The 25,571-nt window shown below is 35.7% G+C and carries 19 protein-coding genes and 1 pseudogene; 7 read left to right on the plus strand and 13 right to left on the minus strand.

Features of this window, described 5'->3' with window-relative positions:
* The first annotated feature begins 8 nt into the window (after positions 1–8).
* Positions 9–1,189 (plus strand): IS3 family transposase gene (locus tag GQR45_RS04870; RefSeq protein ID WP_165725299.1). Its coding sequence is split into 2 segments (ribosomal slippage): positions 9–267 and positions 267–1,189, totalling 1,182 coding nucleotides; the frame shifts between segments, so codons are not numbered across the junction.
* A 343-nt stretch (positions 1,190–1,532) separates the two neighbouring features.
* On the opposite strand, the gene GQR45_RS04875 is transcribed toward GQR45_RS04870, so the two are convergent.
* Positions 1,533–5,396, minus strand: coding sequence for a hypothetical protein (locus GQR45_RS04875; protein ID WP_165725300.1), 3,864 nt, complete (start codon positions 5,394–5,396; stop codon positions 1,533–1,535).
* A gap of 279 nt (positions 5,397–5,675) precedes the next feature.
* Entirely contained in the window at positions 5,676–6,755 is a 1,080-nt protein-coding gene (locus GQR45_RS04880) for a hypothetical protein (protein WP_165725301.1), read from the minus strand.
* 528 nt (positions 6,756–7,283) lie between these two features.
* Here GQR45_RS04880 and GQR45_RS04885 point away from each other — a divergent pair.
* From GQR45_RS04885 to GQR45_RS04910, 6 genes are all read left to right on the plus strand, one after another.
* Positions 7,284–7,760: a hypothetical protein gene (locus tag GQR45_RS04885; protein WP_165725302.1), complete on the plus strand. Its 477-nt coding sequence runs from the start codon at positions 7,284–7,286 to the stop codon at positions 7,758–7,760.
* A 791-nt stretch (positions 7,761–8,551) separates the two neighbouring features.
* The gene (locus tag GQR45_RS04890) at positions 8,552–9,010 is read left to right on the plus strand and encodes a DUF4062 domain-containing protein (RefSeq protein ID WP_165725303.1); all 459 of its coding nucleotides are present in this window, start codon (positions 8,552–8,554) and stop codon (positions 9,008–9,010) included.
* Between the two features lie 47 nt (positions 9,011–9,057).
* On the plus strand, positions 9,058–9,201 hold the full coding sequence (locus GQR45_RS04895) for a hypothetical protein (protein ID WP_165725304.1): 144 nt from the start codon (positions 9,058–9,060) through the stop codon (positions 9,199–9,201).
* Complete coding sequence (locus tag GQR45_RS04900; protein ID WP_165725305.1) at positions 9,194–12,889, plus strand: DUF4062 domain-containing protein; 3,696 nt, start codon at positions 9,194–9,196, stop codon at positions 12,887–12,889. Before GQR45_RS04895 ends, GQR45_RS04900 begins: the two co-directional genes overlap by 8 nt.
* A gap of 199 nt (positions 12,890–13,088) precedes the next feature.
* Positions 13,089–13,292: a hypothetical protein gene (locus tag GQR45_RS04905; protein ID WP_165725306.1), complete on the plus strand. Its 204-nt coding sequence runs from the start codon at positions 13,089–13,091 to the stop codon at positions 13,290–13,292.
* Positions 13,293–13,647: 355 nt separating this feature from the next.
* Complete coding sequence (locus GQR45_RS04910; RefSeq protein WP_165725307.1) at positions 13,648–14,802, plus strand: DUF3596 domain-containing protein; 1,155 nt, start codon at positions 13,648–13,650, stop codon at positions 14,800–14,802.
* 425 nt (positions 14,803–15,227) lie between these two features.
* Here GQR45_RS04910 and GQR45_RS04915 read toward each other — a convergent pair whose 3' ends face one another.
* The 11 genes and pseudogenes from GQR45_RS04915 to GQR45_RS04950 all read right to left on the minus strand — a co-directional run bounded on the left by GQR45_RS04915 (position 15,228) and on the right by GQR45_RS04950 (position 25,502).
* Complete coding sequence (locus tag GQR45_RS04915) at positions 15,228–17,183, minus strand: nucleoside-diphosphate sugar epimerase/dehydratase (protein ID WP_165725308.1); 1,956 nt, start codon at positions 17,181–17,183, stop codon at positions 15,228–15,230.
* Between the two features lie 352 nt (positions 17,184–17,535).
* On the minus strand, positions 17,536–18,540 hold the full coding sequence (locus GQR45_RS04920) for an NAD-dependent epimerase (RefSeq protein ID WP_165725309.1): 1,005 nt from the start codon (positions 18,538–18,540) through the stop codon (positions 17,536–17,538).
* A 145-nt stretch (positions 18,541–18,685) separates the two neighbouring features.
* Positions 18,686–19,852, minus strand: coding sequence for a nucleotide sugar dehydrogenase (locus GQR45_RS04925; protein ID WP_165725310.1), 1,167 nt, complete (start codon positions 19,850–19,852; stop codon positions 18,686–18,688).
* A 105-nt stretch (positions 19,853–19,957) separates the two neighbouring features.
* A pseudogene (locus tag GQR45_RS21315) lies at positions 19,958–20,554 on the minus strand (polysaccharide biosynthesis protein).
* Complete coding sequence (locus GQR45_RS21490; RefSeq protein WP_277344597.1) at positions 20,506–20,649, minus strand: hypothetical protein; 144 nt, start codon at positions 20,647–20,649, stop codon at positions 20,506–20,508. The pseudogene GQR45_RS21315 and the gene GQR45_RS21490 overlap by 49 nt, the downstream one beginning before the upstream one ends.
* Positions 20,649–20,816, minus strand: coding sequence for a polysaccharide biosynthesis protein (locus GQR45_RS21495; RefSeq protein ID WP_346774193.1), 168 nt, complete (start codon positions 20,814–20,816; stop codon positions 20,649–20,651). The genes GQR45_RS21490 and GQR45_RS21495 overlap by 1 nt, the downstream gene beginning before the upstream one ends.
* Positions 20,817–21,130: 314 nt before the next feature.
* Positions 21,131–21,880, minus strand: a complete 750-nt coding sequence (locus GQR45_RS21320) for a hypothetical protein (protein WP_240920141.1) — start codon at positions 21,878–21,880, stop codon at positions 21,131–21,133.
* A 41-nt stretch (positions 21,881–21,921) separates the two neighbouring features.
* Positions 21,922–22,470: a sugar transferase gene (locus tag GQR45_RS04935; protein WP_165725311.1), complete on the minus strand. Its 549-nt coding sequence runs from the start codon at positions 22,468–22,470 to the stop codon at positions 21,922–21,924.
* Between the two features lie 29 nt (positions 22,471–22,499).
* Entirely contained in the window at positions 22,500–23,432 is a 933-nt protein-coding gene (locus GQR45_RS04940; protein ID WP_165725312.1) for an NAD-dependent epimerase/dehydratase family protein, read from the minus strand.
* A 3-nt stretch (positions 23,433–23,435) separates the two neighbouring features.
* The gene (locus tag GQR45_RS04945; protein WP_206008546.1) at positions 23,436–24,215 is read right to left on the minus strand and encodes a glycosyltransferase family 2 protein; all 780 of its coding nucleotides are present in this window, start codon (positions 24,213–24,215) and stop codon (positions 23,436–23,438) included.
* A gap of 18 nt (positions 24,216–24,233) precedes the next feature.
* Positions 24,234–25,502: an O-antigen polymerase gene (locus tag GQR45_RS04950; RefSeq protein ID WP_165725313.1), complete on the minus strand. Its 1,269-nt coding sequence runs from the start codon at positions 25,500–25,502 to the stop codon at positions 24,234–24,236.
* Positions 25,503–25,571: the final 69 nt, after the last annotated feature.

Here is a 25,571-nt window from a genome sequence, read left to right on the forward strand (position 1 = left end):
TGAAAAAAATGACAAAATTAAACCGTGCAACGTACTCCGCTGCAATCAAATTAGAAACGGCTCAACTTGTAGTTGACCAAGGTTATACACAAGAAGAAGCAGCCAAAGCGATGGGTGTTGGTAAATCAACCGTAAGTAAATGGGTTGCTCAATTAAAGCAAGAACGTAATGGCCAGTCACCATTGGCTTCACCAATGACACCCGAACAAATTGAAATCCGTGAACTTAAAAAGCAAATCCAACGCATTGAATTAGAAAAGGATATATTAAAAAAGGCTACCGCTCTCTTGATGTCCGACTCCCTGAACAATTCTCGTTAATTGAGAAATTAAATCAACGAGAGCGTTACCCAATTAGTGTGCTATGTAGTGTATTTAATGTGCATCGTAGCAGCTATAAATACTGGGCTATACGGGATACGACACCGACACCAGAGCAAGTAAGGTTAGAGGCTGAAGTTAAAGCCATACATACAATGAGTGGGGGCTCAGCAGGTGCGAGGACAATCGCGGCAATCGCAACGAATAACGATTTTGAATTAAGCCGTTATCGTGCTGCTAAGTTAATGATTAAATTAAAGCTAGAAAGCTGCCAAGTACCTCAACATTCATATAAACGTGGCGGTAATGAACATCTTGAAATCCCAAACCTGCTTAATAGGCAGTTCGATGTTGTTGAGCCAGATACCGTGTGGTGCGGTGATGTTACATATATTTGGACAGGCAATCGCTGGGCTTATTTAGCGGTCGTTATTGATTTATTTGCGCGTAAAGTTGTGGGTTGGGCAATGTCATTGTCGCCAGATTCTAACTTAACGCTAAAAGCGCTTGAGTTAGCTTACGAAAGCAGAGGCAGACCAAGTGGGTTGATGTTTCACTCAGACCAAGGAAGCCATTATACGAGCTTGAAGTACCGCCAACGTTTATGGCGCTATAAAATCACACAAAGCATGAGTCGACGCGGAAATTGTTGGGATAATGCGCCAATGGAGCGATTTTTTAGAAGCTTTAAAACAGAATGGATGCCAAAGGTTGGATATGGGAATTTTATAGACGCTAAATATAGTGTGAGTGATTATATCAACGGATATTACAACAACGTTAGACCGCATCATTATAATGCTGGTTTAGCGCCAAATGAATCTGAGATTAGATACAAAGACTCTAAAACTGTGGCCAAATTTTATTGACCACTACACTAAGAAGTAAAGTTAAAATGAATACCCATACATAATTAACATTCCGTTTCATATTATTCCTTATTTTTACTTATTTAATCCTACTGGTTTTACTGTCACATTGAGCGTAACATTCAGTATGTTCACTACTGTGTTATTTAAATTTCTGCGATACAAACACAAAAAGACACAGTTGTTAGAATTTAGTTAATTAAAACTATTATGTCTATAATTTTATGAATATTTAATTCAAAATTAATAATTTTTAGTAAACCAAGGTAAAAAACATAAAGCGCTCGACTAGCTATGCTAGTCAAACAACACACTGATATTATTGAAATTAAGGGGTGGTATACTAGTATTCTGGATAATGATGGGTTATTTCTTTTAACGCTTCGACGCAACTAGTCATATTGTTTTCTCTCAAAATACTTTCTATTCTCTTTAATTCTCCACAAAGTTTATTTTTCAATTTATTATTTATTTCATAGGGTATCTTTGGCTCTTCAACTAATAAATCATGAAGGCCAATAATCCTATTTATTAACTCTTTAATATCAATATACATTTCTCGGTAAACATATATTTTTATTAACTTGATTTCATCAGCTAAGTACCGAATAAAATCGCGGAATCTAATGTAATTATTAGTTTCTAATCGAAATTCATTTCCACGCATTTTTTTCTCTAGCTTAATGTGTTCTAAGTCTTCAAAGTTAAAAGTAGCGACCATAAATGACACCCCGGAAAGTCCCTCTTGGAAAGGGTTATTTTCCTCATCACTCCAATATTTCACCATATTATAATCATAATTACAGGATATACGTATAGAGTCAGCCTGTACCTCGATTTCAGCGGCTTTTTGCTTTAACTCTTCATTAGAGCGAACATAATCTTTTATTTCTGGGTGGCGAAAGTACAGTGCCATTTTTTCACAAATTACAATCAGGCCACTTGCCCATACTTTTGGGTTTTGAGCATAATGATGAGTGACTAACCCATGCACTTTAATCGAGTACTCTTCAAACCCCTCATCGTTATCATTTAAGTGGTGAGCGATTGCAATATTATATAATACGGCTGAATAGCGCCCAGCCCAGCGTCGAGGGTTGCTTTTATACATATAACGCAATAAAAACTCCAGCCGAACTAAGCTATTTAATGTCCCATACCGGCTAAGTGCAGACATACAAAGGTTACTAGCTATATGATTTTGCAGATCAAAATAGTCTTCATTCCAGTCACTGTTGCTGTACCGCCTTGCAAAACGGATTATTTCTTCTGAAGACTTTATCATCTCCCGTTTCATACTTTTAACTTGGTTTTCATCTAAACTGCTACCTGCATTCAACTCTAAATTGTTTATGCATGCGCTACATATTTTTAATAAAAACACCGTAAACTGCTCTAGTGGCTTGTCTAAATCTAACTTCTTTTTTTCAAATTTGTCAGTAATTATTTTTAATTTTTCATCCCGATTGCCAGCGCCTAATAAAATACGATTTTTATATTCTTCATCTTTAGTTACCCCTTGTTTATACTTTTTCTTAATCTCATTCAACTCGGTCATCTTTAAGAGATTGTTTTCTGTCAGTGACCGCAACATTTTAGTGTATAGAAACATCCCAAATAAGCTATGTTTGTAATCATATAACTTTGTACGCGGTATCCTCTTAATGATTTCGAACGTTTCTTCAAGTATCTCTAGATGCTCTGTAGATAAAGACTGGCCTGTTTGGCGATTAAGATAGGATTTCAAAAGTTTTAATTCGGTAAACTCATTATCGGTATCTAAATTAGTCAAGCCAATAATAATAGACTTAACTAGTTCACTATCAAATGGCGCCCCCGTTAAAGCAGACAATTGCAAACTAAACAGTGTAGCATCACTATAACTTTCAAAATAATAACTAATGATCAGTAGTCTTTCTTCCATTATTGCATAGGAAGGTAAAGTGAAATAACTCCCTTCTGATTGTTCAAAAATTTCATTTAAAAAAGAAGATTTATGAGTTTCACTTATATATTCAAATATTAATTTAACAGTTGAACTTAACTTACTAGGCTCAATACTATTAACTCCATACTTTCCTTTTGACTTTTCAATTATGAGTAAAGGCAATTTATTTTTTTTGTAAAATAAAGGAGTGCTAATTAAATTAAGGGCCTCTATTGCAAATAGGGTTACAACTTCACTATTACTATTAAACACTTTTTCAGAAGGCAAAAGTGCTTTGACTATAGCTTCTGATATTACATTGCTTTCAAGCTCTGAGGCATCAATAAAGGTTTTCTTTATTAGAAAAGAAAGTGTTCTTTGATCTATACCATGAAGCACTATTATTTTTTTTCTGTCATCTGCCCCTTCATTAATACCCTTTACTAATTTTGGTTGTATTATATTCGCTTCATTAAAAACCTGTATTTTGAACTCATTTTCTAGTGGATTTTTCTGAGCCAGCTTAAAATTAGTTGCGCTATCTGAACCCCGTGCAGTGATCAAGAATTCTACATGGTGATTTTTTACCAAATGCTGAAGAATAAACTCTGCTGAAAGTTCATCGATCCATTGAATATCATCTATATAAAGCTGAATGGGGAGAGGCTTGGTTTTATCATTAACAACTTGTGCAATATTTAAAAGGTGCATGATAGCTAGGTTTAGCTGCTCAAATTGCTCTGATTTTTGTATTAGCTGGTTCTCTATTTCTAATGATATCTTTGTTTGTGCTTTATGCCGGTCAAAGCCTAACGTTTGAAAAGCCGAAATTGCTGCCTTGATCGGTGTTCCAATACTTAACACTTCGCCAGTAAGGTTCGTAGCACTACTTATAACTTTTAATAAAGCAGCTTTATTTAGTGTTAACTTATCATCATTAGTCAGCACTGTTTTATTTACATTAGACCTCGCATCGTTAAACGCAACTTTTTTATCATTAAACCAATTTGAAAAAAAACTTCTGTTTGCTTGGTACTGTTGAGACAACCTTTGCGATTCTTCTTCTATCGAGACTAATAAAGAAGCGAGTCCTGTAATTTTTGAACTATGGCCTACTTGGTTCAGCAGCTTTAACTGTATTTGGTTTCTATTACTGCCTATTTCACTTTGCAATTTTTGCTTTAAATACTCATTAATTAAAGAGGTTTTTCCGGTTCCCGGTTCACCTTTAATAACAAACCATTGTGTAAGCTTAGTTAAAGAGGTAGTTGATTGTGTTAATTCCAAAAAAGATTTATGACTTTTAGATAACTCTAAAAGTTCAGCTCGTCTACCTACAAACGTAGATTTAGTTATAACCGGAGGGGGCACTTTTGCCCTAGGTTTTACCAGCATTCCATACCGCTGCACCATAAGTCTGAACCGACTTATTTTATGGTGTACGTCAGACATTTTATGATTTTCTACAAAGCTATTGTGAGGCTGAAGTTCGTTATAAGAAAATAGCACTGATAAAGCATCATTCTTATCTTCTATTTTTTTATCTTTTAAAAAAGAAAACAATAATGATAAAAGTGAAAGTGAAGCAGAATCCAAATTATATGGATTATTAATTATTATAATTTTTGGTGAATTTATGCTTAATGTCGTTAGCAGTTTGAGTGTAAACTCCATCGCTTGATGAGGTGTATGATAGGATGAAATACTCTGCGCAAGTTCTAAAAGTTTAGTTTTAGCTTGTTTACTAATAAATAAATTAGTACCTAGCTGATGTTTTTCATTTAATTTTTCTGTTTTACTATTTCCAAGATCCTCTATCGTGTTATTGATGGCAGACGCTGGTTTCTCCTGAATCTGTTTGTTAACCCACTCGCTATCAAATATATCGGGGAGTTTCTCTATAGAATCATCAACTATACTAGAGATATTTTTTATTAAGTTTTCACTTAATAGCTCACCAATACCTAACGTAGCAAAATAAACCCCTGCTTTAATCAGCGAATCAATCCCGAGTTTATTTTTAAGAGATTCAGCTGTATTTTCAAGGAAGGCATTTAGTATTTGTGTTGACTCTCCAAGTTTAGCTTCTATATAAATTACATTAGTTTTATTAGTATGAGTTAAATCGGTATCGTATATTTCTATACAAGTATCTAAGAGCGAAAAATTAATGTTTCTTTTTTTTAGTTCAGCTAAATTTTTAGGATACAACTCTAGTAATACAGGCTTGACCTTTGATGATTTAATATCATTTTTCAACTCTAAAAATATTTCACTCATTATGTCCATTCATCGATTTCCCTCAGTCGTTCAATTTTAGTGACGCCAAACTATGTAGTGGGCGGGTTATAAGTTAAAACAACCATGGCAAATAGACTATTTAGTTCTAAAGCACAAGGCATTGGGTGGCTGACTTTTAAAATTATTAAACCATGATGAATTGCCACTCATACAACACACATTAAAGTGCTATTTGATACTTCACTATTTGACCATCAGTCAATAATAAAAAATGTGAGATCCATTTAAATACCTCAGCTCATTAAAACAGAGTTCGGACTATTCAGAGTCAATATTATCGTTTTTTCTTTTTGCGTATACCGTGTCACCATTGATAAGTTTCCATATCAATGCGCCTCCGAGCGCCATAAAAATAATCAAGAAAACTGGACTATGATGACGTGTGGTCTTATTCCCATAACCATCTACGGTTGTATGCGTTCCAATATTACGTACTTCATACAATATTACTAACGGATACAATATTCCGATACCAATTTTTGCACACATTGCGCTGGCTTTATTTACTGCACTCTCATTTTGATTATGATAAAGCGCGTCGGCAATACTTAAATATAAAAAATACGAGGGAACGGTAACACATAAAATCACATTGATTAAGTTGACAGGGCCTGAGCTGGCGAGCTCTGAGCCTAATATCGCCGACATCGCAATAGAGAATCCTAAAAACGTGACAATCAAAGAGCCCAGTATTTTAAACGCATTGAATACGTCTTTCTTATCATAGTAAACAACCACCTCTTTTTTTACGCCCTTAACACAGCCCATCACCACAAAAATAAAGAATAATAGAAAGAAAATTGCAATGAGACTATCAAATAACGTTCCAAAAAAATATACGTTATTTAATAGCTTCGAAAGAAGAAAAAATATACAGCTACACAGCACAATAATGAGCGCGGATCGATTTGAACTTTCTAGCTTATTAAGTTCTTCAAAAGCACGACTTTTAACGAACTCACCTTTTGCTCTTGCTGACGCGGTTCCTTTTTTCAGTTTATCTGCCATTTGAGGATTTATATTTTTGCTATATAACTCATTAATAGCTTCAGATATTTTTCCATCCGATGTCGCTATTACCGCGGTGTCGCTTTGGGTTTTTAGTGCGCTCGATTTAGGCTCTGAGGTAAGTTTCTTATTGTCAGTGACAGCGACATGATTTTGTTCACTCATTGCAGGCTTTTCAGCGTTTTTTTCATCGTAATATTTCGCTGGCTTAACCACAATAAGAGTGCTGCATTGCTTACACGTTGTTTTTGCACCTTTGGCGGGTAACTTATGACGGGCTATTTTATATATTTTTTTACAACCTGAGCAGGCAATGTTTACATGACTCATTTACTAACTATCCCTGTTTAAAATGCACTGCTTGCATATAAATGCAAACTATAATAATGGGTGATTATAAATGAAGTATACCTAATAGAGGGGCATTCTTGAACACCCTCTCCCTCGAAAATGTCGATAAAATCGATTTAAAGTAATGACTTAATCGCTGATACTATTTTTTTCAGCTTGCAAACCTGTACCTACAAATTAAAACTTCTATTAAGATTTCGATACATATAATGCTATATTAAAAATTAGAATATATTTTTTATTATATTTTATTCATTAAGTATAAGCGTCACGTCTTTTTTATGGGTATCGGTATAGCCGTGTGTGTATACCTCATGCCTTATTTATCGTATTTAAGCTTATACGGAAGTTATATAGAGAGACTTCAAAGCGTTTGTCTACTCAGTAAGAATCTATATCATATTAAAAGGAATTTCATACTTTGAATAATAATAAGGTGATTTTTTATCACTCGCACTCGGTGCATTTTTAGCTATTCTAATAGGACAATATAAGCCTATAAAAGAAATGTTCACTCTTAATGGTGAGCTTAACTACCAAACTCAAATTAAGTGGGGCTGGCAAGATAAAACGCACCGCATACAAATTAGCAATTCTAATGAATTAGAACGTATAATACTTCGTAAGGTCTATGTAAGTGAAGCATATGCCGTGTATGCGTATATTAATGAAGATTATATCATTGAAGTCAGCGCTTATTTCAATACCACATGTGATCCTAACAGTGTAATAATTACATCGCAGCGATACGGATCTGGTGCGCCTAAAAAGCTTATATGTATTCCCACTGGCGATGCCCTACGTTTTGATGCCAGGTGGCCTCATAATATTGCAGCTAAAAAGCACTGGAAAGAAAATCTTGATGGCTTTGATGTTGATGTTAATTTTAGTGAGTGGGATTTTGCTCCTCTTTTAAAAGAACTAACACTCACTAAAGCCATGAAAAAAGCCAGCTTAAAGATAAATAACCTAGACTCAAAATAAAAATTTCTATATCGGGCTTGCTCTTTTTTATTGTATGCAACTATCATGGTGATCTCCCCCTTTTTAATATGAGTCAACCTTTATATCAGTAAGTAAGCACTTACTACAGAAATAAGCAGGCAAAATTCACTAGACCTAGAAGAGGAGCCACCAAGAGTTCCCTCTATTAGAAGAAAACTCCACACTCCCCTGCAACCCTTACACAGCAAGACTTTCCGCCAGATTTAACTTTACATATGAGACATAAAAATGTCTGAATTTGGCTATTTGAGACACTTTCACTGCGCAAAAGTCTGAGATAAAAAGGTGCGGAAATTCACTTTTATTATACGACAGGCCACCTTATCCCCTCGTTTAGGACTGTTTTGCGCGTTAAAATGCCCCTCTTTCAGCACTTGGAAATATCACGCTTATGGCAACAGTAAACTACTCGTGACTAAAGCAGCAAGCTTCCAAGATGACAGCATAAGCCACTCGCTTTTCTTTTTTGACGTTTCGCTGGACATCTGCTCGTTGAGCTTTAGCTTCGGCGAGTCTTACAATTTGCTTCCACGTCCACTATCTGACTGAGCTCTTAGAACTGCATCGTCAAACACACACGCCTGACGAGTGTAAGCGGCATTTAGCGAATCTTCGTTCAAAAAATTAACGTTTAAAGCCTGCCGTTCCTTACAAAAAAACGGGGTTGAGGGATGCAATCCCCCGTATTTAGCTTTTACTTGCTAATGATGTTTGCTATAACCAATACTCATCATTAGATAGCGCTTGGGCAACTAAAAAGGACATTATACTTGCATTGTTTAAGGACATTTAGACTATTTGTATCTTCCACCTTTTCAGACTTTAAAAGTGAGCGACAAACCCTTCAAGAAAAGGTCTTTCCAAAAATTGGCGTATATTGTCAAAAAAGAAACTTTCAATTTCATCCAATCGATTTACGCTGGGGGATCAATGCTGAAGCCCAAGCCAACCAAAAAACTCTTTCACTGTGTTTAAATGAAGTTAAAAATTGTAAGCAGTTTCCTTATCCCAACTTCATTATTTTAAACGGCAATCGGTATGGTTCGGTGCCACTTCCTGAAGCGATTGATAAAGATGAGTTTGATAAAATACTCCATGTTATTACTCATGATGAAACACAAATAGATGCACTCAAATATTTAAACTACTGGTATATTGAAGACAGTAATTGCCTCTCCACTATTTCTGATACGCCTATTGTAGCCGCCAGAAAATTTGCAATGGGTTGATCAAATAGTAAACACAAAAAAACATCGCGATATGAGTACACGACTCGATGTTGGGATCCGCGCCTACTAATAAACAAGTGATTGAAAACTTATTAATCGATTTAGCTAAAGAAGCGATGCAAGAGTATACAGAATGGAATCATTATGAATCTATTAGCGATTTAAAAAATAAAAGGATTATTTATGAATAAAAATAAAAAAATTAAGCTCTTTATATCATCAACATTTAGTGATTTTAAGCAAGAACGACAAATTTTACAGAGAAACGTATTTCCATATCTAAAAAAATATGCAGCGAGCCATGGTTATTCATTTCAACCTATTGATTTAAGGTGGGGTGTGAATAATGAAGCTCAACTAGACCAAAAAACCCTCGAAATATGTCTTAAAGAAGTAGAAAGTTGCAAAAAGCATATTCATCCAAACTTTTTGATCATGATAGGCGATCGTTATGGGTGGGTTCCTCTTCCTAACAAGATCGAATCAAACGAGTTGGAGAGCTTAAATTTAACTAATGATAAATGTAGGATAATCTATAAATGGTATAAAAAAGATTATAATCACCTGCCCGTATCATACATTTTACAAGAAAGAGCTGGTGAATATACGGATTTCACCACTTGGGAAGCAGAAGAAAATGAATTAAGGGCAGCCTTACAAAAAGCTGTATTAGATTCTGATCTGATGGAACATCAAAAAAGAAAATATTTTTTGTCTGCTACGGAGGCTGAAGCTGAAGAAGGTATTGTCTCTTATGGCCAGGTAACTCAGCATCAACACAGACTGCTCACCAGAAGCCCTGTACTTAGTGAAATTGATATAAAACATACGTTTGCGTTTATCAGAAATATTGATACATCAATAAAAAGCAATAATAACTTTATAAATAGTGATTACAAGTTGGCACAAGACTTTAAGCAAAGGCTTGAAGATGTATTATGCAGTGAAAGTATTTTAAATGTAACCACTAAGCAACTGACAGCGCATACTTTAAACGAGAGCTACTTAAAAGAATTTGAAGAAAGAGTGACTGAGTTTATTAAGGTTCAAATCGACTTTCAAATAAAACAGGAAAAACATGCGGATACCACGGCTCTAGATACTGAGTTAAGCAACCAAAAAGTCTACTTTATAAACAAGCTTACTAACTTTGTCGGCCAACAGGCACTTTTAAATATAATCTCCGGTCATATTTTAAGTGATAACACACAACCTTTGATTTGCTATGGAAAGTCAGGAAGTGGTAAATCATCTCTAATAGCTAAATCAATTGAGGCTAATGAGAAAAACACAGCTAATAAAGTATTTTATCGTTTTATCGGTGCAACAAAAACCTCAAACACTTCAAGAGACATTTTAATTTCTATCATTGATGAGTTTTATTTTAATGAAATAACAGGAATACCTGATCATACCGTTGATATTGACAAAGAGTCGTTTGGAGAGCTCAGCGAACGTTTTAAAAACATACTATTAAACATTAATGAAAATGTTGTTTTATTTATTGATGCGGTTGATCAGTTACAAAATGACGATAGGTTTCATTGGTTGCCAACAGAGCTTCCTTCAAATATTAAAGTTATAATTACAGCTTTGGATGATGATGAATATATTGACGATAGTACATCGTTCAAACATCTAAAAAGAAAGACTGACAACCGACTCCATATAAGCTCATTTAAAGAACCAACAGAACTACTTAATAGACTCCTGACCGAATTTTCTAGAACACTAACAACTGATCAATTAAATTACTTCTTAAATAAATTTAAAATTTGTCCTTCACCATTGTATCTCAATATAGTAGCGAACGAGATCGCAAAATGGAGTAATTATGCACAAGAAGAGCCAATCACTGACTGCTTTAATATAGAAAAGAATGCGCTGCCCACCACACAGCAGGAGGCAATAACTGAGTTTATTCATAATTTATATCTACGACATCATCATAGTAAGGTATTCATAGATAGAATTTTAGGTTATTTATTGGCCTCTAAAGATGGGTTAAGCGAAACAGAAATATTAAATTTAATAGCATATGATGATGACTTTATAAAAATAAATGCTCCTGAAGAGTGGCATGATAATGTAACCAGAGAAGTTCCACTTATTCATTGGTCTAGGTTACATGCGCAATTGAAGCCATTTCTCAAAGTGATAAATCAAGATAATGAAGATTTAATATCCTTCCATCATAGGGAATTCGTTAACTTAATTAGTCATCAACCAAACATCAAAAAAGAACATGAATCTATCATTGCCGCAACCCAAGCCATCATCAAGAAAAACTTAAATAACCCTTTTTCATATAATCGATGGGGAAAGTTATACGTTAAGCTAGTCGTTGGATTTTTTGAAAAGTATCAATGCGATAAAAGCTTTACTGCGCATTGTACATTTCTTTCTTCTATTTTTGATGAGGATATTAAACACACTGAAGAATGGCTTGATGGACTTGTCCAATACTTTGAAATTGAAATTGTAAAAGCACTTAGAAGTAGTGAATTTAAACATGCTTTAATTTACGCTAATTTTAATTATAAGTTCTCTAACAGTCTCAAAAAATCTGTTTATCCTCATTCAATCATTATGTCGGCATACCTTAGCGCCCTTCAGAATAAAGCATATGCTTCTTTTGAGTTAAATCAATATGAAGAATCAGAAAAGTATTATGAAGAGCTTTTCACAGAATTCGAGGTGTTGTTGAAAGAACCTTTACCTGAACTACATAAAGAGCTCATTTTAAATAGTTACATAGGCGCAATCAATAACCGTGTGATTGGAATAAAAAAAAGAAGTTACATAGAAAAAAATCAATTATTAAAACAAAAAGTCGTTCAATATGAGCATAAAATCTCTTCTTTATTAAATGGGCTAAATACTCATTCTAATGAGAGCATCCTTACAAAAGTACAAAGCCTTATTAACCACTCTATTTCTTTATATGATTCAGGTGACCATCTTCAAGCAATCGAGCAAAGTCTAGGAGCACTTAAGATAATTGAAAACCCTGAAAACCCTGAAAGCCACATTCAATTACCTAACCAGTTGAATAGCCAAGAGATGAAGTTAGATACTTATATCAATTTAATAATGTTCTATTCAGATGTCGATAGAGAAATGTCCATTAAATTTGGAGTGAAAGCGCATGTATTAGCTAAAAAATTATTTAATGACAACCCTGACTCTGGATTCCAACGATTATTCAATACATTGAAGAACTTGGCTTTAGTATCGACTCAAGATTTTGATACACAGAAGCTTTTACTTGTTTCAGCTGAATTATTGATAGTAGAAAAGTTTAATAAAAATCCTATTACCTGGGCTGACGAGTACGCGAGACTTTTAATGACATTGTATTTTTTCTGGAAGTCTACTTCTGGTACGAATTTCATGCATCAGTACTTGATGAAAATAATTGATATTTCTGAAAAATATGATTTAAAGGTAGTAAGTGACGATGTGAAAAAGGAGTATCTAGGTCTTTTTGGGATAATCAATGGCTGCAAATTAACATTGCCACTTGTAGGATATAACTGCTATTCGGATGATATTAAAATTGACGAGTGTATGAGTGAAATAAAAAAATATTATTGTTATTTTTCTTCTATTGTTGATTTTACTAACTACAGTAATGTTGATTACATTAAAAAAAGTTGTCCTAACTTTGAAAAAAAACTAATACCTTACCTCGTTAATGTTGCTAATGTAGCTATTATAGCGAGAGAAAAATCAAATGTAAGCCTCGCACATGAGTTATCAGAACACTTTATGGATACTTGTATCCATGTTTCAGATGATAATATTAAAGCTATGGAGTTTAAAGTTAATCGCGTTTTTTTAGAAACAAAAATGTATGAAAAATCAAAATTCTTATGACACAACCTAAATAGTACTTTAAAAACGTATTTAAAGCACACATCAGGTTATTCTTCATAGGGGAATACCCTATCTTAGATAAAAGTAAGGCTAGTCTGTGTTAAGCCTAACTCCGAATCTATGATGGTATTTTAAACATTTAGGGAAAAGAGAAGCTTAGAAATCCGAGTTTTAATTCTACAGATAGCCTCTATTAAAAATGGGAGGATTACCAGATAGAAAACGTAGTCTCGGTTTTTATAGCGATACAGACTCAGTCAATCCATATCAATGTATTGATGATATTGAACTTGCACCTGACAAAATGAGCAAGGTAATAGAGGCTAAAAAAGCATTTGAGAAAGAACTTGGGAAACATGGGGAAGATTTTAGTGATCCACAACTTTCCTGGTATGGGGTTTGATAATGTTTAAATTATCTGCTGACGCTAATGTGTTTATGTTAAGCCCATGTCATCACTTACTCACATTGTTTGCAAAAATTTCAAAATCGACAAACTTACAATAGAACACTGGACAAATAAACAGTACTTGTTATATTCAGAGTAATTATTTTGATAGTGGCGCGTTTTAATACGTAGTATACAGTATTAGCACAATTGAAAATAAGATAAGCAGTTGGGGTAAAGAGGGTGCAACCTCCCTACCCCGTACCGGCTGCGACACGTTTAAACCACCCCAGCCGATGGCTTGATTCTAACGAATTCCATTGGTGAGGGATAGATCTATTTATAGATCGACTAACTAATGGAGACCATTATGGCTCACATTCGCATTCGTCCTAACGGGCGTATTCAATTTGATTTACATCTATACGGGCAACGCTTTCGTGAAGGCACTAAGCTCATGGCGACACCTGTTAATTTAAAAAAAGCCCATGCGACGCTTAAGAAAATCAATGCAGAAATTGCTTTAGAAACGTTCCAGTACCGCGATTATTTCCCTGAGAGTAAAAAGGTGGCGAAGTTTGAGGTGCTACAACGCATCAAGCATCCCGACCGCTTGCACCCATTTTTTAATGATTATGCGAATGAGTGGTTTGACCGTCAAAAAGCAAAATGGAAAAATAGTTATCAAAGTGTCGTGCGAAATATACTCGATACGTATTTGACACCTGAATTTGGCAATATACTCGTCAGTGAAATCACATTGGCGAATGTAGACTATTTTCGTGAAAGCCTAACGTTGATAAAAAAGAATGGCCGTCGAAAGCTTACGAATAAACGCATCAATGGAATATTATGGCCGCTCATCGCTATCTTGAGTTTAGCCGCCGAAGAGCATAATTTCCCCTACCCTATGCGTCGTTATAAAACATTGAAGGAAGAACGTGCTGACTCAAACCCGCTAACCGCTGATGAGGTACAGCTCTTTTTAGATGCAACACCCATTGAGTGGACAGATTACTTTAAACTACGCTTTTGGACTGGGATGCGAAGCTGTGAAGTTCATGGCTTGCGTTGGGGTGATGTGGATTTTAATCATCGCCTTATTCGTATTCGCCATAACTGGGTTAATGGTGAATTGTGTGATGTAAAAACGCCTAAATCACGGCGTGAACTAAAAATGTGCGATACTTTATACGCGCTATTTAACCGCTTAAAAGACCTAGCTGATACTGAATTTGTATTTACCCACAATGGTAACCCGCTCGATAATCACTTTGTGAGTAAACAGCTTTGGTATCCATCATTGAAAAATGCGGGGCTATCACGTAGGCGTCCTTATGAGACTCGCCATACAGCTGCTGTATTGCATATTGCAGCGCACGAAAACCCGTTATATATCTCGCATATGCTCGGACACAGTGATACTCGATTATTATTCGAGGTTTATGCACCTTATATTGCGAATGCTTCAAGGCAAGATGGTTTTGCGTTTAGTGAAATGATGGTGGAACGTGGTATCTCATGAGGCTCTTAATTAAAAAGTCACGATGTCGTAATTCAGTATAATCATTAAAGCTTAATTCAATTGAAGTTACCTGCAATAAAGTAGGTAACTTTTAATTTTAACGACGTTGAATCATCATGTAAGTCAGTTCAGAAACCAATGAAGTGAGCGCTCACTTTATGTCTATAACTAAAAGTTGGTAATCTAGATAAAGAGTGCAGCGCCCTTTAGTAAGTTTTTTAATTTTAGCGCGCTACAAACACTGTCAATGAGTATTAAGCGACAATTACGGTGGCCGGTCTAGCGTCAATTATCTTGGCCGGTTGACACCGAATTTTATTTATTACAAAAAAACGCGACTTTTGAGCCGCGCCTACAATCAAAATAACGTTAAGATATGCCCGTAGCGCAAATCTCTATATTTAGAGTTAACTTCTGCTCTGCATTTAGCGCTTTAAATTAATAATATTATCAACAAGCTTCTCATCACTCATTTTTTTCGCTTTTGCCTTCCACACTAAGTCGCATATTCCATCAGTTGGATTAAACGCTGTTGGGGCATCTAAAAGTAACTGGCGAATTGTTTCATTATCAAAGTTATGACAAGCAATATCTAACGCTTCGAGGAATACATTTAGCTCTGGTAAAGGAAGCATTACCTCTTTTGCAGTCATAATACGCTCATGCGTTGTTTCACCAACGTTATCGCCTATGAGAAGTTCTTCAAAAAGTTTTTCCCCTGGACGTAATCCTGTGCATTTTATTTCAATATCACCGTGTGGATTCGTATCGTTTTTAACAGTTAACCCAGAAAGCCTAACCATTTTCGTTGCCAAGTCTTTAATCTTAACAGGGTCGCCCATATCGAGAACAAACACGTCCCCACCTTTTCCCATAGCGCCTGCTTGTATAACTAGTTGGGCAGCCTCAGGAATGGTCATAAAAAACCGTGTTATGTCAGGGTGAGTAAGCGTTATAGGACCGCCCTCTTTTATTTGTCTACGGAATAAAGGGACCACAGAACCACTCGATCCTAAAACATTACCGAAACGCACCATACAAAAACGTGTCTTATGCTTGCGACCTTGCTCTTGTGCTAAACCTTGTAACACTAATTCAGCCATACGTTTAGTTGCACCCATTACATTTGTGGGGCGCACCGCTTTATCGGTAGAAATAAGTACAAACTTTTCAACACCCGCATTCACCGCGGCTTTAGCTGCATAGTAAGTACCGAATACATTATTACGTACCCCTTCGACTACGTTATGCTCAACTAGAGGTACGTGCTTGTAGGCTGCAGCGTGATAAACAGTCTGCACACCAAACGTAACCATGACTGTTTCGATTCGGTTAATACGCTGAACAGAACCCATTATAGGTACTAGCTTGATATCCAAGTTATTGTGGGCAATGTACTCAGAAAGCTCTTTTTCTAAAATATATAAGCCATATTCACTTTGCTCAAATAAAACGAGCTTCTTTGGTTTTTGCTTAATTATTTGTCTACAAAGTTCTGAGCCTATAGAGCCACCCGCACCTGTCACCATTACTATTTTGTCTGCAATATTAGCAGCCATTAAATCAGATTTTGGTGTAACTGGATCGCGCCCAAGTAAATCTTCAACGCCAACTTCACTCATCTCAGCAAGTTTTGCTTTGCCTTCAACGACATCCGCCATACCCGGTATAGAAAGTACTTTGACGCTAAGTGGCTCTAACTGCGCAAGTATTTCTTTTCGACGTGAACGCGGTGCGCTAGGGACAGCAAGCAGCACTTTAGTCGCTTGACCCTTAGCAATTAAGGCATAAATATCTTCAAATCTGATAACAGGGATACCCTGTATGACAGAGTTATTTTTAGTCGTATCATCATCTATAAAAGCACGCACATAGTAATTCGGGCCTGCGCCTAACGCGGTGGCTAATTGTCGCCCTGCTGAGCCTGCGCCGTATATAACAACAGACTCTTTCTTATTCATCGTCATTTTACTAATAATGGCTCGCACTAAAATGCGCGCTCCCCCCACCGTTAACAAACACAACCATGCAAAAATAAATGGCATCGTACGCGGTATCGAGATCCCGGTGAAAAAGGCCAGTAAAACTAAAAAACCCGTCGTTAGTACAGTTCCGAGCACAATAGCCCAGACAGCTTGCGAATTCATATATCGCAGTACCGCCCTGTACAACCCTAAATTAATAAAAATGAACAAACTGATGGGAATAAGTAAACTAAGTAGTAACCAGTTATCCGTATTATAAAGAGGCGCTAAGCTATCAAGCCTTACGATAAGGGCTAGCCAGAAAGCGGTAAAAATAAAAAGAGAGTCGATAAAAAGCGTAATGAGGCGTTTTCTAGCCCTAGAAGCACTTAAAACAGAACGGATGAAACTATCCACGGCAAGTTCCTTTGCAGTTCCAGTACAAGGAAAACCCTGTATTGTATTTTAAATTAATGTGAGCGTGGATTATAACAAAAAACATACGACTGTAAGTAGTTAAAAAAGTAATTAGTTATGAAAATATTTAATGAGTATGTGATCTCACTATTCTCTAAGTGATATAAATACGCATTTAATTAAGGTAATAGATAGAAGGAAGGAATACGACTATTGGTGCAGAAAAATGACGAAAAGAGTGTCTCAGTACTGTCTCAGCCTGAGACACTTTTTTCAAAAAAGGTATTATAAATTAGCGTGTTAAATTAGCAAAAAAAACAGCCCTAATAGGCTAGGCGATCGGTAGCTTTACTTACTTGTTGTAAAACTCTTTATACCAAGTAATAAACTCAGCAACGCCCGCTTTAATACCTACTTGTGGTTTATAACCAGTTGCCGCAAATAAGTCTTGGGTGTCAGCATAGGTTTGGTATACATCGCCGGGCTGCATTTCACGGAAATTTTTCTTCGCTTCTATACCCAGCTCATCTTCAATAGCTTTCACAAAATCCATCAAGCTAATAGGTGAACCATGACCAATGTTATATACAGCGTAAGGTGCAGAACTTGAAGCCGGTGTACCTTGCTCTACAGTCCATTGCTCATCACGCCCCGGGACGACATCTGCGATGCGTACTACGCCTTCAACAATATCGTCTACGTGGGTAAAGTCACGCCACATGTCGCCATTGTTGTTAATATCAATAGTGTCGCCATCTAATATCTTTTTAGTAAAGATAAACGGTGCCATATCAGGACGGCCCCAAGAGCCATATACAGTGAAAAAACGCAGACCTGTTGTTGGAATATGGTATAAATGCGAGTAGCTGTGCGACATCAACTCATTTGCTTTTTTAGTCGCTGCGTACAAAGAAACTGGGTGATCAACTGAGTCGGAGGTCTCAAAGGGGACTTTAGCATTTAGGCCGTAAACTGAACTTGATGAAGCATAAATTAGGTGCTTCACTTTTGTTTGGCGACAGCCTTCAAGAATATTAAGATGGCCAACTAAGTTAGAATCAGCGTAAGCATGTGGGTTTTCAATTGAATAACGTACACCTGCTTGCGCCGCAAGATGAATGACACGGTCAAACTCCTCTTGTTCAAATAAACTTGCCATTGCTGAGCGGTCTGCTAAATCAACCTTTTTAATTTCAAACTGCTCATGCTTAATACGATTAAGGCGTGCAAGCTTAAGGTTAACGTCATAATAATCATTTAAGTTATCAATACCAACTACTTGGTGCCCTGCAGCAATTAATTTTTCTACAACCGCGCTACCAATAAAGCCAGCTGCGCCGGTTACTAAATATTTCATAATATTCCTTTATATACAAAAGAGTGAAAAGGTATCAGACGTCAAAACAATAAAAGCTAGTTACTAACAAAGAGACGTTTAATTACGTTATAAGCTATAGCTGATACCTAAACTGTATATCCAAATTTATATAACAAGTGACTAATTAATCACTACCAAATAAGTCACGCGAATACACTTTGTCTGCAATATCGCTAAGCTCTTCAACCATACGGTTAGACACCACTACATCAGATAATTGCTTAAATTCGTTTAAGTCTTTAATTACACGTGAATGATAAAACTCACTATCTTCAAGTACAGGTTCATATACTACAACTTCAATACCTTTGGCTTTAATACGCTTCATTATGCCTTGAATAGCAGAGGCTCTAAAATTATCTGAACCTGTTTTCATTACCAAACGATAAACGCCTACTATTTTCGGTTCACGCTTAATGATTGAATCCGCAATAAAATCTTTGCGTGTAGTGTTAGCGTCAACAATTGCACCAATAATATTATTAGGCACGTCTGCATAATTTGCGCGTAATTGTTTAGTATCCTTAGGTAAGCAATAGCCACCATAGCCAAACGAAGGGTTGTTATAGTGGTTACCTATACGCGGATCTAAACTAACCCCCTGTATAATTTGTTTACTGTTTAAGCCATGTGCTTCTGCATAGCTATCTAGCTCATTAAAATAAGCTACACGCATCGCCAAATAAGTATTTGAAAATAGTTTAATAGCCTCAGCTTCTGTTGAGTCAGTAAAGAGTACTTCAATGTCTTCTTTTATAGCGCCTTGCTTAAGTAAGTTAGCAAATACTTCAGCACGTTCACTTTGCTCGCCAACAACAATACGTGATGGATGCAAGTTGTCGTGTAAAGCTTTACCTTCACGTAAAAACTCAGGTGAGAATATTAAGTTATCTACACCTAACTCTGTTTTAATATTTTGCGTAAAGCCAACTGGTACTGTCGATTTAATGACTAAAACTGCAGTTGAGTTATGCGCTGTAGCATCTTTGATAACAGCCTCTACAGAGTTGGTATTAAAGTAATTATTTTCTACATCATAATCAGTCGGAGTCGCAATAATTACAAAGTCTGCATTTTTGTATGCTGCATTTTTATCAGTAGTGGCTGTAAAATTTAAATCATTACGAGTTAAAAAATTACTAATTTCGGTATCAACAATTGGTGATTGTTTATCATTTAAAAGCGCTATTTTTTGCTCATCTATATCGAGCGCAACAACTTCATTATGTTGTGCTAATAACATAGCGTTAGAGAGGCCTACATATCCTGTGCCAACTACTGCAATTTTCATTTTATTTCCCTAAAACCACTGGTTTTTTTACATTAAATTCTTAACTTTAATCACTATCAGATCTCTATTTATACTTGATAGCTAACATCTAACACTTATTATTTACTATTTACTTAAATTAACCACATAGCTTACGCTTTCAGTATTACCTTCAGACTCATTTTTAAGCCTGGCATTCCACACTAAATCCCAAATACCATCAGTGGGATTAAAGCCGGTTGGTGCATCGAGTAATAACTGACGTATAGTTTCGTGATTAAAGTCATGGCATGCAATATCAAGTGCCTCAATAAATACATTAAACTCTGGCAAAGGTAACATTACTTCTTTTGCCGTCATTATACGCTCATGGGGAGTTTGCTCTACGTTATCGCCTATTAATAGCTCTTCGTAAAGCTTTTCACCTGGGCGTAAACCGGTATATTTAATTTCAATGTCACCATGCGGGTTATTATCTTTTTTAATTTCGAGGCCCAATAGCCTAACCGTTTTTCTTGCCAAATCAATTATTTTTACCGAGTCACCCATATCAAGTACGAATACATCACCGTCCTGCCCATAGCGCCTGTGTGTGTAACAAGCTGTGCAGCTTCAGGTATGGTCATAAAGTAACGGGCTATCAGGGTGAGTAAGTGTTATTGGACCGCCTTCTTTTATTTGACGGCTAAATAGTGGTATAAGAGAGCCACTTGGACCAAGCACATTACCAAATGTGCACCATACAAAAGCGTGTTTAGCCCCCGCTCTTGTGCTAAACCTTGTAGTACCAGCTCAGCCATGCGCTTAGTTGCACCCATCACATTAGTAGGACGCACCACTTTATCGGTAGAAATAGAACAAAGGTATCTACTTTAGCATTTGCAGCGTAAGTTGTACCAAATACATTATTACATACACCTTTTACTACATTGTACTCAACCAATGGCACATACTTATAAGCAGCGGCATGGTAGATGGTTTGCACACCAAAATTACCGTTTCAAGGCGGTTTACACGTTGTACTGAGCCCATGATAGAGATGAGTTCAATATCAAGAGCATTATTAGTTATGTACCACCTAACTCTTTTTCAATTGAATAAAGGGCAATTTCACTGCGCTCAAACAACACCAATTTAGTTGATTTGAGTTTCACTATTTATCTACACAGTTCAGTGCCTATTGCTCCCCCCGCACCAGTAACCATCACTACTTTATTTGTTATATTGGCAGTCATTAAATCATCTTGAGGGCTTACAGGATTGCGCCCAAGCAAATCTTCAATTTCAACGTCTAAAAATTCAGAAGGTTTTGCTTAACCTACAACTATATCGGCCATTAACCATCGAAAGTACTTTGATGGTTAATGGCCGATATAGTTGTGCGAGTAGTTCTTTACGCCTTGTGTGTGTTTCACTGGGGATAGCAAGCAACACTTTCGTTGCTTTACGCTTTTTTATTAATGCATGTATATCATTAAACACACGTACAGCTATGCCTTGTATTATAGAGCCATGCTCTGTCATGTCCTCATCAATAAACGCACTTACAAAACACTCAGGCCCGGTATTTAATGCAGTGGCTAATTGACGCCCAGAACAATAAATAATGACCGCATCTTTGTTGCTGGTGGTCATTCTTCCTATCAGAGCAACCGCTATAATACGTGAACCACCTACGGTTAATAAACATAGCCAAGCAAAAATAAATGGCATAGTACGTTGTATATCTATACCAATAAAAAAAGCTAACAGCACCAAGCTTACAGTGGTGATAAGTGTACCAAGTATAATGGCCCATACTGCTTGTGAGTTCATATACCTAAGTACAGCACGGTATAAACCTAAACTAATAAATGTATATAAACTAACGGGAACTAATAGTACTAATAACAACCAATTTCCAGCAACACTTAATGGCTCCAAGCTATCAAGCCTTACAATTAGAGCCAACCAAAATGCTGCAGCTATAAAAAGTGAGTCTATACATAAAGTAATAACACGCTTTTTAGCACGTGGCGCATTAATAACTGTGCGGATAAAACCATCCATAACAAGTTCCTTTTAATACTTTAGAAACTAGAAATTTTATACTACTTAACTCTATCTCCACTTCCACTTCCAGTCACTGTCATCAGTATATATTTAAAGTAATTACCTATTGTTAGTGTATCTATCATTTTACGGTCTGTTTTCGCAAGCAACTCTGGAGTAGACATATCAATTTCACTAATCTGAGCAAGTCCAGTAATGCCTGGACGCACGTCAAAAATATTATTAGCTTCGCGCGCCTGAGTTAACTCTATTTGGTTAAATAAACCAGGGCGAGGGCCCACGAGGCTCATTTCGCCTTTTAAAACATTCCAAAGCTGTGGTAGTTCATCTAGTTTTGTATTACGCAAAAAAGTACCAAAAGGAGTTATTGATGCAGTACTCGCTAAGTGACTTGCTACCGACGCGGTATCAACTGTCATAGTTCTAAACTTAACTAGTGTAAACGGTTTTTTATTATGGCCTATACGCTTCTGCATGAAAATAGGTGAGCCAGTGTCAAATAAACCAATAATATATAAAATCACTAAAAATGGCATAGCAAACAACAAGCCAAACAGTGAAAACAAAAAATCGAGTAAACGTATCATTTAAAAGCCCATGAATAATTAAAGGAGTGTTATTTAAAACAACGACAAATGCCTTCGTCTAATGTTATTGGTGGTTTCCAGTTCAATGTTTTTTTAGTATATTCTATATCAACTGTTAATGAATTCGAAAGTTTTTCTATAGCTGCCTTCCTCCCAACTATAGTAGCTATAAGCTTTAAGAAACAAACAGGTACTGGTAATAAGCAAGGTTTATTACCAGCAGCTAAGATAAGTTTTTTCAGCAAGTTCGATGTAGATATATTCATATCATCGCTCACTAAGAACGTTTGATTAGCTGCATTTGGATGGTTAATACAGGTTATTATCAAATCAATTAAATTATCTAGCGCAACAAAACTGCGTTGATTATTGATTTTACCAAATGGTAGGGGAGGATTCTTTTTTGCAATTTTTAAAAGAGCCCCAAAGTTACCAGGAGCATTCTTGCCGTATACAAGAGGCGGTCTAATAACAACGACCTCAATTCCTGTTTCTTCTGCTATTTTTTTCAAGCCGAGCTCAGCGTTATATTTAGATTTAGCATAATCATCAGTGGGATGTTCTTCGTCAAAACAAGTAAAGCAGGAGTCGTTATTCACACCATTTACGCCAATAGAGCTTAAAAAAACAAACCGCTTAACACCCAAGCTAGCAGCCTGCCTTGCTAGACTTAGCGTAGCGTCAATATTACAAACTTTATATTTTTCGAATGTATTAGCTGAAAGCTCATGTTTATCATGTGCTATAGCTGCTAAATGAACAACGACATCTATGTTCTGTAATGCAGCATAATAATCCGTTTCGCCAGTAAGCTCACCAACATCAATACAATTGTGGCTATTACTTTTGAAGTTCTTTTTCCGAATAAGTTTACGAACATCAAACTCCGTTAGAGTCAAAAAAGATGCGTTTAAAGCCGTTCCAATAAAGCCTGTAGACCCTGTTAATAAAATTTTTTGCATTATCTAACCTATAAAATACTTGTTGTAAATTTTTACATTTTTTTTCTTAATAAAAACAATTCCCAGATAGCACAATATATTAAAGCTAGCAAATAGGAAGCTACACCCCCCAACATCACGAAGTACAAGCCAGTAGTATTTAAATGCATCTACCTTATTGCGTGATAACGAGCCTGGCCTAATTCTATAAAACCCTAGACTCTCATTCATAGCATAGGCATTATCGAATTTCTTTAATAATTCTAACCAAAGAGCAAAATCTTGTCTTTTTTTAACTAGAGGTAAGTAAATTTTACCATAAGGTTTTGTATCATAAATAGCAGTTAAACAACCTATATAATTATGCTTAAGTAACCCTTTAAAGCTAACTCTTTTTGGTACATCAACTTTTTCAAGAACACTCCCTTGCTCATCGATAGTTGTATGTGCAGCAAAAGAGAAGCCGATACTTCTGTGCTCCATAAAGCTTATCTGTTTTTCTAATTTACTCTCTGTCCAGAGATCATCTGAATCTAAAAATGCAATGTACCTTCCATTCGCTTCTTTTATACCAACATTTCTTGAACCTGCACCACCTAGATTTTTCTGATTTTTAATTAACTTTATTCTTAAGTCTGACAGAAAAGGTGTAATAACCTTCACAGTAGTGTCTGAAGAGCAATCATCAATAATTAAAAGCTCCCACTCTATAAAGCTTTGAGCTAAAACACTATTTATAGACTCGGCAATAAAATCTGCTACGTTATAAGCAGGCATAATAATTGATACTTTAGTTTTTATCATGAAATACTCAATTTAAAGTTATTTAGAACAAAGCTTTGTAATTTCCTTAGATCTATTTATTCGCATTCTCAGAATAAAACTTATACATAATGCAGGAATAAATGATTTAATTAAAAATACTGCTCTAAAAGGTTCAGGGCCACCTGAGCGCATAAAACCGATAGAGTCAGATAAAAATAGACTAAACAGTAAAAGAAAGAATAAACTTTTTCCACCTTTGTAGTGGTAACAGGAGTAATGCAGCAAGCAACAAGTGCAAGACAGAGCAATTCCGCCTAAAAAAACACCTATTAATCCAAAATTTAAATACCAACCTGTAGGGTTAGCAATAGTAAAACCCTTAAATGGATTTGGTGATACATTCTCAATATAATAAGTATATATATCATCTTCTCTTGAGTTAGAAAGTACTCTTGGTAATGTAGCACTAACTAAAAAGAGTAAGCTTTGTCCCGGTTTTACGTCAACATCATTTGCAATTACACCATACATAGACATATGTGAGTAAATAAATTCTGATGAGGATAAACTATCGAGCACACCTTGTGTGACTTTAGAACCGTCAATATCACTAAAACTTCCCTCCTGCGCTTCACGTACAACATATATTGACATGACAGAGGATAAAAGCACTATGAATACCAACAAAAATTTTACAAGCTTTTTGTAGTCAAAATCCTGACTATCTAAAATAAGGACAAAGTAAAATAGTAAACCTGACAAAAGAATGTGGCGATTTCCTAAAATCATAGAGTTAACAAAAATAAAAACTAATAGACTAGAAAAAATGAATTTAGATTTTTTTGTAGTTATCACTATACCAATTATACAGCTTGTTAATGCAATCCATGAAGTCAAAGTCATTAACGATTTAGTCGTTCCACCATTAAAACGACTATAGTGATAAACAGATAAACCAGAGCCTAGCGCTTGCTGGTACATTTGATACCCATAGTAAATGTAAATACACACCATCATAAGTGTAAATAATATAAAACATCTAGATTCTATGATTCCAGTTCTTTCAGTAATATTGGTGTACGTCACTTTCGTGCTAGTAAGTGAGTAAATAAAACAAATTAAACAGTAAGCTGTAAAATATAAAAAATAAATTAAATATGAAAGAAGGTAGTCAATATCAACATTAACTGGAAACAACTCATTTTCATACCTAAGATCTCCCCCACTTATACTTGCTATAGAAAAGTCAATACCACCTTTAAATAACCATAAAACCATAACCCAAATTGGAATAGCTAATGAAAAAGTGCCTGTTTTTTTTCTCAAAAAAAATGTTATAACAATTGAAATTAAAAGCACTAACGTAAATATTAATAAAATACAGTACTCGATATT

It is taken from the genome of Pseudoalteromonas sp. SA25 (genome assembly GCF_011378705.1).
GTDB classification, from domain to species: domain Bacteria; phylum Pseudomonadota; class Gammaproteobacteria; order Enterobacterales; family Alteromonadaceae; genus Pseudoalteromonas; species Pseudoalteromonas arctica.